We start from the raw sequence: 15,518 nt of genomic DNA on the forward strand, positions 1-15,518 counted from the left end.
TGCTGCCCTTGAAGCCAGAAGCCTAGGATGACCCTGTTGTTGCAGCGAACCAGGACCGGACACGCATGATCCGGCCACAAGGAAGTTCTATCAACAAGGGGAAACCAAGCCATGAACCAAGGGCTGATACGTCGTTGCTGTCGCATTGCCGCCGGACTCGTAATCTTCGCCACCGCCACCGCCAGCGCCGCGCAAGCGGCCTGGCCAGACAAAGTCATCCGCATCGTCGTGCCGTTCGCGGCGGGCGGGTCCACCGATTTGATCGCGCGCAAAATCGCCGAAGGACTCGGCCAGCGCCTTTCCGCCAACGTCATTGTTGAAAACCGGCCCGGCGCGGGCGGCACCGTCGGCACCGAATACGTCGCCCGCCAGCCGGCCGACGGCTACACCATCCTGATGGGATCGGTCAGCACGCACGGCAGCGCGCCCTGCGTGTATTCCAAGCTGCCGTACGACGCCGTCAAGGACTTCACGCCACTGACCGTGATCGCCACGATTCCGAATGTGATGTCGGTCAACCAGTCAGTGCCCGCCAACAACCTGCAAGAGTTCGTCGCGCTATTGAAGAAGGAACCCGAGAAGTATTCCTTCGCGTCCAACGGCCAGGGCACCTCCAACCACCTGGCTGCCGAACTCTTCAAGTCCACCGCCGGCGTCTCCATGGTGCACGTGCCGTATCGCGGCTCGGGTCCCGCGCTGATCGACCTGGTGGGCGGCCAGATCAACATGATGATGGACGTGGTGATGACGTCCTACCCCTACATCAAGGACGGCAAGATCAAGGCGCTGGCCGTCACCTCGCCACAGCGCTCCGCGCTGCTGCCCGATGTGCCGACCGTCGCGGAATCCGGCTACCCCGGCTACGAAGCCATGGTGTGGTTCGGCATGTTGGCGCCTGCCAACCTGCCCGAGCCGCTGCGCCAGAAACTTACGGACGGCCTGGTGCAGACCCTGCACGCGCCCGCCATGAAAACGTACCTGGAACAACAGGGCGCACAAGTGTCTGACGTGGCCGGCCCCGCCTTCGCCACGATGATCAAAAGCGAGATCAACAAATGGTGCGGCGTCGTCAAGCAAGCCGGCATTCGCCTGGACTGATCTTGCGCGCCTAGTCCTTTCTTTGGAATCAACGATATGTATCGCATAGGGATAGACGTCGGGGGCACGTTCACCGACTTCACGATGATCGACGAGGACGCGGGCGTCGTGCACTTTCACAAAGTGCCGTCCACCCCGCACGACCCGTCCGAGGCCATTGCCACGGGCATCGGCCAGATGTTGGCGGACCATGGCGTGCCGCCCTCGCAGGTGTCGCACGTGGGGCACGGCACCACGGTTGCCACCAACCTCATCATCGAACGCAAGGGCGCGCGCGTCGGCCTCATCACCACGCGCGGCTTTCGTGACGTGCTGGAGATCGGCCGCCAGACCCGCCCGCACCTGTACGACTACAGCGTCGGCAAACCGCCCGTGGCGGTGCCGCGCGAGTTTCGCATTGAAGTCAGCGAACGCGTCAGCGCATCGGGCGACGTGCTGACCCCGCTGGACGAGGACCAGGTGCTGGCGGCCGCGCGGCAGTTTGCCGCCGCCGGCATCGAGGCCGTCACCGTCTGCTTTCTGCATGCTTACCGCAATCCGGAGCATGAACGCCGCGCTGCAAAAATCGTGGCCGAGGCCATGCCGGGCGCCTACATCAGCCTGTCGTCCGACGTGCTGCCTGAATTCCGTGAATACGAACGCCTGTCCACCACCGTGCTGAACGCCGCCGTCGGCCCCAAGATGGCGCGCTACCTGGAACGCTTCATGCAGCGCGTGCGCGATCTGGACATCGGCCACGAGCCGCACACCATCCATTCCAACGGCGGCCTGATGTCGATCGGCACCGTGCGCCAGTACCCCGTGCGCACCTGCCTGTCCGGCCCGGCGGCCGGCGTGGTGGGCGCAGCGGCCGTGGGCCGCGCCATCGGCAGCCTGAACCTGGTTACGTTCGACGTCGGCGGCACCAGCACCGACGTGTCGCTGGTGTGCGAAGGCCGGCCGCTGTTCACCTCGCATCGGCATGTGGCCGGCTACCCCGTCAAGACCCCCATGGTCGATATTCACGTCATCGGCGCGGGCGGCGGCAGTATCGCGTGGCTGGACGATGCCGGCGCCCTGAAGGTGGGGCCGCACAGCGCGGGCGCGGTGCCTGGCCCGGTCGGCTACGGCCGTGGCGGCCAGGAGCCCACCATCACCGACGCCGAGATCGCGCTACAGCGCCTGAACCCCGTTGCCCTGCTGCGTGGCCGCATGCCCGTACACGCCGACGCCGCGCGCGATGTGATCGCGCAGCGCGTGGCGCAGCCGCTGGGCATGGACCTGGAAGCGGCGGCCGAAGGCATCCTGCGCATCGCGGCGGCCAACATGAGCCGCGCCATCCGCGCCGTGTCCACCGAGCGCGGCTACGACCTGTCCAATTTTGCGCTGTACGCCTACGGCGGCGCCGGGCCGCTGCACGCGGTCGAGGTCGCCGAGGAATGCGGCATCCCCGTCGTGATCGTGCCGCAGGAACCCGGCACCATGTGCGCGCGCGGCATCCTGCTCAGCGACATCTCGTTTGACTTCGTGCAAAGCGAAATCTCGTTGGCCAGCGAAGCCGGCTGGCCCGCCATTACCGCCATCTTCAATGGCTTGCGCGAGCAGGCCGAACGCTGGCTGGAACAAGAACGCGTGGACCCCGCGCTACGCGTCTGCCACAGCGCCATCGACGCCCGCTACGAAGGGCAGAACTTTGAAGTGCAGGTCAGCGTCGACGGCATGGGCGCGGGCGGCTACGCCGAATTCGCGCGCCGCTTTGCCGACGCGCACGAACGCGAATACGGCTACACGGTCGATGACCGCAAGGTGCAGATCATCAACTGCCGCATGCAGGCCGTGGGCCAGGTGGTGAAAGCGCCATTGGCGCCGCGTCACATCGGCGGCGCGTTGCAAGACGCCAGCCTGGGACGGCGCAAAGCCTACTTCGGCCCGGTGCACGGCTGGCTGGAAACACCCGTCTACGACCGCGACCTGGTGCCGACCGGCGCGCGCTTCACCGGCCCCGCCCTGCTTGAGGAAATGAGCTCGACCACGGTGGTGGGCGTGGGCCATGAGGCCAGCGTGGACGACTACGGCAACCTGATCATTCGTTTGCAAGGAGGCTTGCATGGCTAAGCCCGACAATTCCAAGCCCAACAATCCCGAGCCCGACAGTTCCGACGCCGGCATTGCGCTGGCCGACCCGATCGGCATGGAGGTATTTTGCAACCGCCTGCTGTCCATCACCGAGGACATGAACAATACGCTGGTGCGCGCGTCGTTCTCCACCAACATCAAGGAACGCAAGGACTGCTCGGTGGCGCTGTTCGACGCCACCGGGCGGCTGGTGGCGCAGGGCACGCAGATTCCGCTGCACCTGGGCTCGCTGGACGGCGCCATGGGCGCCATCCTGCGCGCGTATCCGGTCAACGAGATTCGTGAAGGCGACGTGTTCATCTGCAACGACCCTTACCTGGCCGACGGCAGCCACCTGCCCGACATCAACATCGTGACGCCCGTGTTCTGGGACGGCGTGCTGCGATTTTTCGCCGCCAACATCGCGCACCATTCCGACGTCGGCGGCGCGGTGCCGGGGTCCATCGCGGGCGGCTTGAAGTCCATCTTCGAAGAAGGCATACGCATCCCCGCCTGCCGCATCGCCCGGCACGGACAAACGGACGAAGACCTGCTGCGCCTGATCTGCGCCAACACCCGCGACCCCGAAGAACGCGTGCTGGACCTGCGCGTGCAGATGGCCACCAACCGCCGGGGCGCCGCCGCCGTGCAAGGCCTGATCCGCCAGATGGGGCTGGAGGCCGTGCTGCGTTCCGTGGATGACGTCATCACGTACACGCGCCGTCGCCTGCTCAACCGCATCGCCGAATTGCAGGAAGGCAGCTACACCTTCCGCAGCGATCTGGACGACGATGGCATGGGCGGCGATCCGGTGCCGATTCAGGTGACGCTGACCGTGCGGCGCGACAAGCTGCATTTCGATTTCGAAGGGTCCGGCAAACAGGCGCGAGGCGCGATGAACCTGCCGTTCAACGCGTTGCGCGCCTGCGTCTACTACGCCGTAAAGGCGTTGCTGGACCCTGACCTTGCGCCCAACGCGGGCCTGTTCGACCCCATCACCTTGTCGGCGCCCGTGGGCACCATCACCAACCCCGAGCATCCCGCCGCCGTCGGTGCGCGATCGATTACCGCGCAGAAAGTCGCGGGCGCGATATTCGGCGCGTTCCGAGGCCTGCTGCCGCCGCAGAAAACCATGGCGTCCAGCAACGATTGCTGCCCGGCCATTGTGTTTTCCGGCCGATGGCGCGAGCGCGCGGGCCACTTCGTCTATCTGGAAACGCTGGGCGGCGGCGCGGGCGCGCGCTTTGATACCGATGGCATGGATGCCGTGCACGTGCACATGACCAACACGTCGAACCTGCCCGTGGAAGCGCTGGAAAACGAGTACCCGCTGTTGATGGACGAGTACGCGATGATTCCGGATTCGGGTGGCGCGGGCCGCACGCGCGGCGGCATGGCGATTGCCAAACAGATACGCGCCGTGGGGCCGGGCATCGTGTTCTCGGCGCGGTCCGACAGCCACACGGTGGGCGTGGCGGCCGGCGTGGATGGCGGGGGTGACGGACGCCGCGCGCGGCTGGTGCGCAACTTCGGCACGCCGCAAGAGGAAGAACTGTTTTCCAAGACCGCCAATATCGCGCTGGCGTCCGGCGAAAGCGTGCGCATCGAAACGCCGGGCGGCGGCGGCTACGGGCCGCCCGCCGAACGGCCGCAGGCCCGCATCGAGCAGGACCTGGCCGACGGCAAGATCACGGCCGAGGCGGCGCGCACGGCCTATGGCGCGCGTGGCGCCAAGGCCGTCATCGCCACTAGCCAGCCTACGCCACGTTGAGCGTCATCGAGTACTTCATCTTGTCGTGCGGGAAGGTGGTGATGGTGGCCAGCAGCAACAGGCCGCCCTCACCGTAATAGCGGCGGGTAATGACAAAGCCCGCCGTCTTGGGCTCGACCTTGAGTTGCCTGGCCACCGTTGCATTGATGGGCGTGGCCGAGAACTCCTGGTTGACCTCGGTAATGCGGTCGCCGAAGTGATCCTCGATCAGCCGCAGCAGCGAGATGCGGGACTTGACCTCGACCTGCACGTTCGAATGTTCGGGATCGGCGTAGATCAGCGTGGTGGCGGCTGCCGTGTCGGCGTCGTCCAGCGTCTTGATGGAGTTGATATGCAGCCAGGTTTTATCGGCCGCGCAGCCCAGCGCTTCGGCCAGCCGCTTGGGCAGCTTGATGGTGCGCACGTCCTGCACCAGCAGCGCAGCGTTGCGGGCGTATTGCAGCAGGTCTGGAAACTGCGAGATGCGCTGCGTGAAGCGGGTGCTGGCGCGGGCGGTCTCAACGCGGGTGCCCACCCCCGGGCGGCGCGACACCATGCCGGCCACCGTCAACATGCGGATGGCTTCGCGAATGGTGTGGCGGCTGGCGTTGAACTGGTCGCACAGCTCGTGCTCGGTGGGCAGCAGCGTCATGACGGGGTAGCGGCCGGTGCTGATGTCGTGCGACAGCGCCTGAAAAATGCTCTTGTAGCGGGGGCCGCCGGCATCGCCCCCGGAGGCGGGCGATTCAGGCTTGCCACGCGCCTGCCGGGCTCCGGCGGGGCCGGCCGCGCGCTCGGAGGATCGGGTCATGGGGGGTGCTCCTTGAATTTTTATATGGGGTTTGTACGGACAATAACCGATTGACAACGATGTCTAGTCGGATTCATTATTTGTCCGGACATTCATGTACGGACAAAGTGTACCAACAATCGGGGGTTCTCATGGGCAAGGTACTTGCAGTGATCGCGGCGACGACGGTAGCCGTCGGACTCAGCGCAAACGCAGCAGCGCAGCAGAAGTTGGTGGTGGCCGGCTACGGCGGCTCGTTCGAAGACATCATGCGCAAGGACATCTTCCCGCCCTTCGCCAAGCAGCACGGTATTGAGCTGGACTACGTGGCCGGCAACTCCACCAACACGGTGGCGCGCTTGCAGGCGCAAAAGAGCAACCAGCAGATCGACGTGGCCATCATCGATGACGGCCCCATGTACCAGGCCATCGCGCTGGGCTTTTGCGAACCCATCAAGGGCCTGCCCGCCGACGATATCTACAGCACCGCGCGCTACAAGGACGACAAGGCCGTGGCTATCGGCATCGTGGCCACCGGCATCATGTACAACAAGAAGGTCTTCGACGAAAAGAAGTGGGCCGCGCCCACGTCGTGGAAAGACCTGAAGGACCCCAAGTACAAGAAGCAGCTGGTGGTGCCACCGCTGAACAATACCTACGGCCTGCACGCGCTGGTGGAATATGCGCGTGAAGGCGGCGGCGGCGAAAAGAAGATCGACGCGGGCTTTACCACCTTCAAGAATGAGGTCGGCCCGAACGTGCTGGTGTACGAGCCCTCGCCGGGCAAGATGACGGAACTGTTCTCGTCGGGCCAAGCCGTGATTTCCGTGTGGGGCAGCGGCCGCGCCAAATCGTTTGCCGACACCGGCTTCCCGGTGGGCTTCGTGTATCCGCAGGAAGGCGCCTATGCGCTGCTGTCCTCGGTATGCCCGGTCGCCAAGCCGAAGACCAATCCCATGGCGCAGGCGTTTGTGCAGTATCTGGTGACGCCCGAAGTGCAGGAAAAGCTGGCCAACGCGTACGGCTACGGGCCGGTCAACAAGAAGGCCAAGGTCACCGATGACCCGCGCGTGCCGCTGCCTATCGGCAAGCGCGCCGCCGACCTGATCGTGATCGACTGGGACACGGTGAACCAGAACCGAGACGATTGGAACAAGCGCTGGACGCGGGAAATCGAGCGCTGACACGCATCGCCGATCGTGCAATACGGGGCGGCGCGGCGCGTCGCCCACGGGAGCCTTCATGAGTTATCTAGTGCTGAACCGCCTGTGCAAGCGCTATGGCGAAACGACCGCCGTGGAAGAACTGAGCCTGTCCGTCAATCGCGGCGAGTTCATTTCCCTGCTGGGGCCTTCGGGTTGCGGCAAGACCACCACGCTGCAAATGATCGCGGGCTTTGTCGAACCCACCAGCGGCAGCATTGTGCTGGACGGGCGCGACGTCAGCCGCGTCCCGGCCAACAAGCGCGGGCTGGGGCTGGTGTTCCAGAACTATGCCCTGTTCCCGCACATGACCGCGTTTGAAAACGTGTCGTTCGGCCTGGAGATGCAGCGGATCAAGAAGGAAGAACGCGAAGCGCGCGTGGCCGATGCCTTGAAGCTGGTCGGGCTGGCGCATCTGGCGGACCGGCATCCGGCTCGCATGTCGGGCGGGCAGCAGCAGCGCGTCGCCTTGGCGCGCGCGCTGGTGATCCGGCCCAGCGTGCTGCTGCTGGACGAGCCACTGTCGAACCTGGACGCCAAGCTGCGCGAGGAAATGCAGCTGGAACTGCGCAGCATCCAGCGCACGATCGGCACCACCACCATTCTGGTCACCCACGATCAGTCGGAGGCGCTGGCGCTGTCGGATCGCATCGTGGTGATGAACCAGGGCCGGGTCGAACAAGTGGCCGAGCCCTTTCAAGCCTACGAAGGGCCGGCCAGCCACTTCGTCGGCGGCTTCCTGGGCAAGGCGAATGTGTTCACGCCCACGGCCGAACAATACGAAAACGAGACGCGCGCGCGCATCGGCGAAGCGCATATCCCCATGGCCGGCGCACCCGTGCCGCAAGGCGCGGTGATCGTCCGCCCCGAAAAAATCCTGTTCTCGGAGCCTGCCGCCTGTGCGTTGCCCGGACGCATGAAAACGCGCGTATTCCAGGGCAACCATTGGCTGTGCCAGGTCGACACATCGGTGGGCGAAGTGATGGTGATCCGTCAGAACGACGGCGTGGCTGTGCCCGCCGAGGGCGAGCCCGTGCACTTGCGCTGGCGCGCGCAGGACATGTGCGAAGTCGCGGCCGCGCCCAAGGGCCTGGCGTCATGAGCGCGCGCGCCAACCCGTGGGTGTTGAGCGCGCCGGCGCTGGTGGTCTACGCCACGTTCCTGGTGGTGCCGATGGCGCTGGTGTTCCTGATCAGCTTCTTCGATTTCCAGTTTTATGGCGGCATGCAGGTGACCTTCACCTGGAAGAACTACGTCGAGATTTTCAGCGACGGCTACTACTACGAAATCTACGCGCGCACCTTCGGCGTGGCGGCGGCCGTGACCGTTGCCTGCCTGGTGTTGGGCACCGCCGAGGCCTACGTGCTGTCGCGCATGGCCAACCCATGGAAAGGCTTGTTCCTGATGGTGGTGTTGGGGCCCTTGTTGATTTCAGTGGTGGTGCGCACGCTGGGCTGGGCGCTGCTGTTCGGGTCCACCGGACTTATCAACAAGGCGCTGATGGGCATCGGGCTGATCAGCACGCCCGTGGACCTGATGTACAGCAATCTGGGCGTGGGCATCGCGCTGACGCACGTGCTGGTGCCCTTCATGGTGATCTCGGTGTGGGCGTCGTTGCAACGGATCAATCCCGCCACCGAAGCGGCCGCCCTGTCGTTGGGCGCGTCCCAGTTCACGGTGATCCGACGCGTGATCGTGCCGCAGGTGATGCCCGGCATTTTGTCGGGCGCGATCATGGTGTTCGCGATGGCGGCCAGCTCGTTCGCCACGCCGGCCATCATTGGCGGCCGGCGCTTGAAGAACGTGGCCACGGCGGCCTACGACGAATTCCTGAACACACTGAACTGGCCGCTGGGCGCGGCGCTGGCCGTGGTGCTGTTGCTGGCCACCGTCGTCGTGCTGCTGTCCGCCAACCGGATCATTGAACGCAAGTACGGTGCCGTCTTCAACCAGGCAGGAGGCTGACATGCAATTTCGTAACGGCCCCATCGGCCTGGTCTTTCACACGATCTTCATCCTGTTCATCCTGGCGCCCATCGTCATGGTGTGCGCGGTGGCGTTCACGTCCGAGGGCTTTATTTCCTTGCCCACGGGCGGGCTGTCGTTGCGCTGGTTCCGCGCCATCCTGGACAACCCGCGTTTTATCGAGGCGTTCTGGTTCAGCCTTGGCCTGGGCACCCTGTCCGCCACGCTGGCCATCGGGCTGGCCGTGCCCAGCGCGCTGGCCCTGGCCCGCAACCGCTTTCGTGGCCGCGAGGCGTTGGTGGCGTTCTTCCTGTCGCCGCTGATGATTCCGCATGTGGTGCTTGGCCTGGCATTCCTGAAGTTCTTCACCACCGTGGATCTGGCCGGCACCTATGTGGGCCTGGTGGTGGCGCATGTCATCCTGGTGATGCCTTACGCGCTGCGCCTGGTGCTGGCGTCGGCCACCGGTATCGACCCCGCGCTGGAGCGCGCCGCGCAATCGCTGGGCGCGTCCAACTGGACGGCATTCCGGCGCGTGGTGCTGCCGCTGCTGCTGCCGGGCGTGGTCAGCGGCTGGGTCATCGCCTTCATTACCAGCTTTGACGAACTGACCATGTCGATCTTCATCGCCTCGCCGTCCACGACGACGCTGCCGGTGCGCATCTTCCTGCATATCGAAGACACCATCGATCCGCTCGTGACCGCCGTGTCGGCCGTGCTGATCTACGTGACGATCATCGCCATTTTCATTCTGGACCGCGTGGTCGGCCTGGAAAAGCTGTTTGTAGGAAAGGGACGCTAATGACGGACGAGAAAGAACTGGCGCCCCGCGCGCCCGTGCATCGCGGCATTTATGACGCCGCGGTGATCGGCGGCGGGCTGGTGGGATCAGCCATTGCCTATGGCTTGCGGCGCGAGCTGGACCATGTGGCCGTGCTGGACGAAGGCGACGTGGCCTACCGCGCGTCGCGCGGCAACTTCGGGCTGGTGTGGGTGCAAAGCAAGGGCATGGGCCTGCCGCGCTACGGCGTGTGGACGATGACGTCCGCGTCCGGCTGGCCGCGTCTGGCCGCGCAACTGCTGGATGAAACCGGCGTGGACGTGCACCTGGAACAGCGCGGTGGGCTGCATGCGCTGCTAAGCGACGAAGAGGTGGAAGCGCGCGGCACGTTCATGAAGACCTTGCTGGCGCAGCCGGGCATGGCGCAATACGACTGGAAGCTGCTGGACCGCGCCGAAGTGGCCGACCTGGTGCCGGGCATCGGCCCCGATGTGCGCGGCGCGACGTGGACGCCGGTCGATGGCATTGCCAACCCGCTCAAGCTGCTGCGCGCCTTGCATGCGAGTTTTGCACAGCGGGTTGTGGATTACCTGCCGCGCCGTCCGGCGCAAAGCATCAAGCAGCGCGACGGCGTGTTTGAGATCGCGACGCCCTCGGGCACGGTGCGCGCGCGCAAGGTGGTGCTGGCATCGGGCTTGTCCAACAAGGACCTGGGTGCGCAGGTGGGTCTGGATGTGCCGGTGCGCCCGCAACGCGGCCAGATCGTGGTGCTGGAACGCACGCGCCGCCTGTTGGAAACACCGTTGTCCACCTTGCGCCAAACCGATGAAGGCACGTGGTTGATCGGCGATTCGCAGGAAGAAGCCGGCTATGTGGATAACCTGGTGGGGCTGCCGATCCTGGGCACGCTGGCCGACCGCGCCGTACGCACGCTGCCTGCATTGCGCGACGTGCGCGTGGTGCGTAGCTGGGCGGCGCTGCGCGTGATGTCCAAGGACGGCTTTCCGATCTATCAGCAATCCGAAACGTGCCCGGGCGCCTTTGTCGCGACCTGTCATAGCGGCGTGACGCTGGCCGCCGCGCACGCCCTCAATCTGGCGCCCATGATCGTGGCCGGCAAGCTTGCCGACGACATGGCGCCCTTCTCGACCCGGAGGTTTCATGTTCAAGAGGCTTGATGAGGCGCAGCGCCAGGCGCAAGGCGCGCCCGTGCGCGTGACGGTCAACGGGGCCGAGCTGCAATGCCGCCAGGGCGACAGCGTGGCGGCCGCCTTGTTCGCGGGCGGTGTGTCGGCCTGTCGCGACACCGCCGTGAACGAAGTGCCGCGCGGGCCCTATTGCATGATGGGCGTGTGCTACGACTGCCTGGTCACCATTGACGGCCAGGCGAACCAGCAGGGCTGCATGACGGCCGTGCGCGAAGGCATGAAGATCGAGCGCCAGCTGGGCGCGCGCAAGGTGCAGGCATGATCGAAACAACGCAATGCGATTTGCTGGTGGTGGGCGCGGGTCCGGCCGGGTTGGCGGCGGCGACGGTGGCGGCCGGGCTGGGCGTGGATACCGTGCTGCTGGACGAACAGCCGGCGCCGGGCGGACAGATCTATCGCGCCATCACGACCACGCCGGTGACCGACCGCGGCATCCTGGGCGAGGACTACTGGCATGGTGCGTCGCTGATTGCGCCCTTCAAACAATCGGGCGCGCGCTACGTGCCGGGCGCCACGGTGTGGGCGGTGGCCGAGCGCACCGCGCCGCATCCCGAAAAGGGCTTTGAAGTGGCGTATTCCGTGGCGGGCGAAGCGCGCATCATCCATGCGCGCCGCTTGCTGCTGGCAACGGGCGCGCAAGAGCGCCCCTTCCCCATTCCGGGCTGGACGCTGCCGGGCGTGATCACGGCGGGTGCCGCGCAGATTCTGTTGAAGTCGGCCGGTGTGGTGCCGGCGGATCGCACGGTGCTGGCGGGCAGCGGCCCGCTGCTGTATCTGGTGGCGTGGCAATACCTGAACGCGGGCGTGAAGATCGACGCGCTCTTGGAAACCACGCCGCCAGGACGCATGGGCCAGGCGCTGCCCAAGGTCTGGGGCTTTCTGCGGTCGCCGTATCTGGGCAAGGGCTTGAAGCTGCTGCGGGCTGTCAAGGCCGCGGTGCCGATCACACGCGGCGTGACCGCGTTGGAGGCCGTTGGCGACGGCAAGCTGCAAAGCGTGCGCTACACGGCGGGCGGCGTCACCAAGACCTTGCCGGCCGAACAACTGATGCTGCATCAGGGCGTGGTGCCCAACGTGAACCTGTCGCGCGCCGTGGGTGCCGAGCATCGTTGGAACGACGCCCTGGACTGTTGGGAGCCGCAGGTCGACGAGTGGGGCCTGACGACGGTGGACGGCATCGGCATGGCCGGTGACGGCGCGGGTATCGCGGGCGCGTTGGCGGCGGAACACCGGGGCCGGCTGGCCGCCCTGCAAGCCGCGCATCTGTTGGGCCGTATCGACGCTGCCAAGCGCGATAGCCAGGCCGTGGCGCCGCGCGAGGCGCTTGCCCGTGCCGTGAGAGGCCGCGAGTTCTTCGATACGCTCTACAAGGCGCCTGATGCGTTCCGGCGGCCCACCGGCGACACCATCGTGTGCCGCTGCGAGGAAGTCACCGCCGCGCAGGTGCGCGAAACGGTCAAGCTCGGGTGCAGCGGACCCAACCAGATGAAGGCGTTTCTGCGCTGCGGCATGGGGCCGTGCCAGGGGCGCTTCTGCGGGTTGACGGTGGCCGAGATCATCGCCGAAGAGCGCGGCGTGCCGACGCAGGAAGTGGGCTATTACCGGCTGCGCTTTCCGACCAAGCCGCTGACGCTGGGCGAGCTGGCGTCGCTGCCGCAGACGGACGATTCCCGCCAAGCCGTTGTCCGCCTCAAAAAGTAATGCCATGACCGGTTCAACGCGGTCGGCGGCGGTCATCATCATTGGCGGGGGCCTGCACGGCAGCTCGGCCGCGCTGCATCTGGCGCGTGCGGGCGTGCCCGCCCTGGTGATCGAAAAGAATTACGTGGGTCGGCATGCGTCGGGCGTGAACGCGGGCGGCGTGCGGACCTTGTCGCGGCATCTGGCCGAAGTGCCGCTGGCGCTGGCCTCGCGCGAACTTTGGGTTCGCATCGGCGACCTGGTGGACGACGATTGTGGTTTCGAGCAGCACGGGCAGGTGCGCGTGGCCGAGAACGCCGCCGACGCCGACACGTTGCGGCAACGCCTGCGCACGATGACGGACCACGGCTACACGCACGAAGCATGGATCAGCGCCGAGGACCTGCGCGACATGATCCCCGCCATCGCGCCAACCATCCAGGGCGGGCTGATCGCGCGCGAGGACGGCGCGGCCGACCCGTATCGCACAACGCTGGCGTTTCGTACCAAGGCCGCGAGCCTGGGTGCGCGTTTTCTGGAAGGCGTGCGCGTGCATGGCGTGACGCACGACGGCACGCAGTGGCGCGTGGACACTGATGCCGGCGCCTACACCGCGCCGCAAGTGTTGAACTGCGCGGGCGCCTGGGCCGACCGTATCGCGGCGCAGTGGGGTGAGCCGGTGCCGCTCCTGGCCATCAGCCCGATGATGTTGGTGACGTTGCGCATGGATCACTTTCTGGACCCCGTCGTGCTGGGCACCGGGCGCGCGCTATCGTTCAAGCAGCGCGGCAACGGCACGGTGCTGATCGGTGGCGGGCGGCGGGCCTGGGTGGATCGCGACGCCGAATGGACCGAGCTGGATTTCCGCTCGTTGGCGGAAGGCGCGCGTACGGTGTGTGACTTATTCCCCCACATGCGCCACGCCATCGTGAACCGGGGTTGGGCGGGCATCGAAGCGGCCATGCCGGACGAGATCCCCGTGATCGGTCGCAGCAGCCGCCACGAGACCGCGTTCCATGCGTTCGGCTTTTCGGCGCATGGCTTTGAACTAGGCCCCATCGTGGGCCGCATCATGGCCGATTTGATTACCACCGGCGCGACGGACATGCCGATTGCGCCCTTCCGGATTGACCGTTTTTCGGACGCGGCCAAGGCGTCCACCCCATCAGAAAAGGAGCAAGACGAATGAACGACGACATCGTGCGCAAGCAAACCAACCAGCGCCTGAGCCGCATCGTGATCCATGGCGATACGGTCTATGTGGCGGGCGTGACGTCAGCGGCCGAAGGCGGCATCGTGGCGCAGACGCGCGACGCGCTGGCCAAGATCGACGGCTATCTGGCCGAGGCCGGCACCGACAAGTCGCGACTGCTGTCGGTGCAGATCTGGCTGAAGGATATCGACCGCGATTTCGCGGGTATGAACAGCGTGTGGGCCGAGTGGGCGCTGCCCGATGCGATGCCCACCCGCGCCACCTGCGAGGCCAAGCTGGCCGCGCCGGAGCTGCTGGTGGAGATTATCGTGACGGCCGCCAAGCGGCCGCCGTATGTCAGCGGGCCGGTGTCTGAAAGCTGACCTGACCCGGGCGGCCCGGCAGATTCAAGGTGGCGGTAGCGGGCGGCGTGGTGGCAATCACCTGCCCCGCGCGCAGCACCATCAGGCGGGTCGCGCGCAGGCGTAGCGCTTCGACGGGATCGCGCGCTTGCAGCAACACCAGGTCGGCACGCTTGCCGACCGCGATGCCCGTGTCGTCCAGCCCCAGGATCTTGGCGGGCGTGGTCGTCACGGCCTCGAAACAGGCGCGCATGGCGTCCTGGCCCGTCATCTGGGCCACGTGCAGACCCATGTGCGCCACTTCCAGCATGTCGCCCGAGCCCAGGCTGTACCAGGGGTCCATCACGCAGTCATGGCCGAACGCCACCGGCACGCCGGCCGCCAGCAGTTCGGGCACGCGGGTCATGCCACGGCGCTTGGGATAGGTGTCGTGGCGGCCTTGCAGCGTGATGTTGATCAGCGGGTTGGCAATTGCCGCGACACCGGCTTCGCGCATCAGCGGGATCAGCTTGGACACGTAGTAGTTGTCCATGGAATGCATGGACGTCAGGTGCGAACCGGTGACGCGGCCGTGCAGGCCCAGGCGTTGGGTGTGGTAGGCCAGCGTTTCGATGTGGCGCGACAAGGGGTCGTCGCTTTCGTCGCAATGCATGTCCACGCGCAGGCCGCGTTCGGCGGCCAGTTCGCACAGGATGCGCACGGATTCGGCGCCGTCCTGCATGGTGCGTTCAAAGTGCGGAATGCCGCCGACCACGTCCACGCCCATGTCGAGCGCGCGCTTCAGGTTGTCCAGCGCACCGGGCGCGCGCAGCACGCCGTCTTGCGGGAAGGCGACCAGTTGCAGGTCCAGGTAGGGTTTGACCTTTTCGCGCACGTGCAGCAGCGCTTCGGTGGCGAGCAGGCGCGGGTCACAGACGTCTACGTGCGAGCGGATGGCCAGCAGGCCCCGGGCAACAGCCCAGTCGCAATACGCCAACGCGCGTTCCACCAGCGCTTCCTGCGTCAACAGCGGCTTGAGTTCCCCCCACAGCGCGATGCCTTCCAGCAAGGTGCCGGACTGGTTCACGCGCGGCAGCCCGAAGGACAGCGTGGAATCCATGTGAAAGTGCGCGTCCACAAAGGGCGACGACACGAGCTGGCCGGCGGCATCGATCACCTGCCCGGCTTCGGCTTTCAGCGCGGGCTCCACCGCCGTGATGCGACCCTGCGCCACGCCGATGTCGACGTTCGTGCGCCCATCGGGCAGCGTGCAATTCTTGATAATCAGATCGAGCATGGGGTGATCCTAATGGAAGTTCAGTATTTCACAATGCCGCAAAAGTACCCCACCCTCGGGGTCGCGCGGAGCCGGCTCCGCCGGTCCGTCGCGATGCTCCCTTGAGGGGGAAGCGCGCAG

General features: G+C 66.1%; 14 protein-coding genes. 12 read left to right on the plus strand and 2 right to left on the minus strand.

The window, feature by feature from the left end; genetic code table 11:
* Positions 1-111: 111 nt before the first annotated feature.
* Genes YH64_RS02730 through YH64_RS02740 form a run of 3 tightly spaced genes read left to right on the plus strand, consistent with a single transcriptional unit; the run spans position 112 to position 4,963 of the window.
* On the plus strand, positions 112-1,098 hold the full coding sequence (locus tag YH64_RS02730; protein WP_046804020.1) for a tripartite tricarboxylate transporter substrate binding protein: 987 nt from the start codon (positions 112-114) through the stop codon (positions 1,096-1,098).
* A gap of 36 nt (positions 1,099-1,134) precedes the next feature.
* Positions 1,135-3,192 (plus strand): hydantoinase/oxoprolinase family protein, encoded by a 2,058-nt coding sequence (locus YH64_RS02735; RefSeq protein WP_046804019.1) that lies wholly within the window; start codon positions 1,135-1,137, stop codon positions 3,190-3,192.
* Complete coding sequence (locus tag YH64_RS02740; protein WP_082134414.1) at positions 3,185-4,963, plus strand: hydantoinase B/oxoprolinase family protein; 1,779 nt, start codon at positions 3,185-3,187, stop codon at positions 4,961-4,963. Before YH64_RS02735 ends, YH64_RS02740 begins: the two co-directional genes overlap by 8 nt.
* Here YH64_RS02740 and YH64_RS02745 read toward each other — a convergent pair.
* Positions 4,950-5,753: a GntR family transcriptional regulator gene (locus YH64_RS02745; RefSeq protein WP_046804018.1), complete on the minus strand. Its 804-nt coding sequence runs from the start codon at positions 5,751-5,753 to the stop codon at positions 4,950-4,952. The genes YH64_RS02740 and YH64_RS02745 overlap by 14 nt on opposite strands.
* A gap of 131 nt (positions 5,754-5,884) precedes the next feature.
* Between YH64_RS02745 and YH64_RS02750 the strand changes: the two genes are divergently transcribed.
* Genes YH64_RS02750 through YH64_RS02790 form a run of 9 tightly spaced genes read left to right on the plus strand, consistent with a single transcriptional unit; the run spans position 5,885 to position 14,143 of the window.
* A complete protein-coding gene (locus YH64_RS02750; RefSeq protein ID WP_046804017.1) occupies positions 5,885-6,916 on the plus strand; it encodes an ABC transporter substrate-binding protein in 1,032 nt (343 codons plus the stop codon).
* A gap of 58 nt (positions 6,917-6,974) precedes the next feature.
* On the plus strand, positions 6,975-8,036 hold the full coding sequence (locus YH64_RS02755; RefSeq protein ID WP_046804016.1) for an ABC transporter ATP-binding protein: 1,062 nt from the start codon (positions 6,975-6,977) through the stop codon (positions 8,034-8,036).
* The gene (locus YH64_RS02760; protein WP_046804015.1) at positions 8,033-8,899 is read left to right on the plus strand and encodes an ABC transporter permease; all 867 of its coding nucleotides are present in this window, start codon (positions 8,033-8,035) and stop codon (positions 8,897-8,899) included. The genes YH64_RS02755 and YH64_RS02760 overlap by 4 nt, the downstream gene beginning before the upstream one ends.
* A gap of 1 nt (position 8,900) precedes the next feature.
* Positions 8,901-9,701: an ABC transporter permease gene (locus YH64_RS02765; protein WP_046804014.1), complete on the plus strand. Its 801-nt coding sequence runs from the start codon at positions 8,901-8,903 to the stop codon at positions 9,699-9,701.
* Complete coding sequence (locus tag YH64_RS02770; protein WP_046804013.1) at positions 9,701-10,858, plus strand: FAD-binding oxidoreductase; 1,158 nt, start codon at positions 9,701-9,703, stop codon at positions 10,856-10,858. Before YH64_RS02765 ends, YH64_RS02770 begins: the two co-directional genes overlap by 1 nt.
* Positions 10,842-11,150: a (2Fe-2S)-binding protein gene (locus YH64_RS02775; RefSeq protein ID WP_046804012.1), complete on the plus strand. Its 309-nt coding sequence runs from the start codon at positions 10,842-10,844 to the stop codon at positions 11,148-11,150. The genes YH64_RS02770 and YH64_RS02775 overlap by 17 nt, the downstream gene beginning before the upstream one ends.
* Complete coding sequence (locus YH64_RS02780) at positions 11,147-12,589, plus strand: NAD(P)/FAD-dependent oxidoreductase (RefSeq protein WP_046804011.1); 1,443 nt, start codon at positions 11,147-11,149, stop codon at positions 12,587-12,589. Before YH64_RS02775 ends, YH64_RS02780 begins: the two co-directional genes overlap by 4 nt.
* Positions 12,590-12,593: 4 nt before the next feature.
* Positions 12,594-13,757: an FAD-binding oxidoreductase gene (locus tag YH64_RS02785; protein ID WP_046804010.1), complete on the plus strand. Its 1,164-nt coding sequence runs from the start codon at positions 12,594-12,596 to the stop codon at positions 13,755-13,757.
* On the plus strand, positions 13,754-14,143 hold the full coding sequence (locus tag YH64_RS02790; RefSeq protein WP_046804009.1) for a RidA family protein: 390 nt from the start codon (positions 13,754-13,756) through the stop codon (positions 14,141-14,143). Before YH64_RS02785 ends, YH64_RS02790 begins: the two co-directional genes overlap by 4 nt.
* Here the strand turns inward: YH64_RS02790 and YH64_RS02795 are convergent.
* A complete protein-coding gene (locus YH64_RS02795; protein WP_046804008.1) occupies positions 14,118-15,398 on the minus strand; it encodes an amidohydrolase family protein in 1,281 nt (426 codons plus the stop codon). The genes YH64_RS02790 and YH64_RS02795 overlap by 26 nt on opposite strands.
* Positions 15,399-15,518: the final 120 nt, after the last annotated feature.

The organism is Achromobacter sp. LC458, assembly GCF_001005835.2.
Lineage (GTDB): Bacteria > Pseudomonadota > Gammaproteobacteria > Burkholderiales > Burkholderiaceae_B > Achromobacter > Achromobacter spanius_B.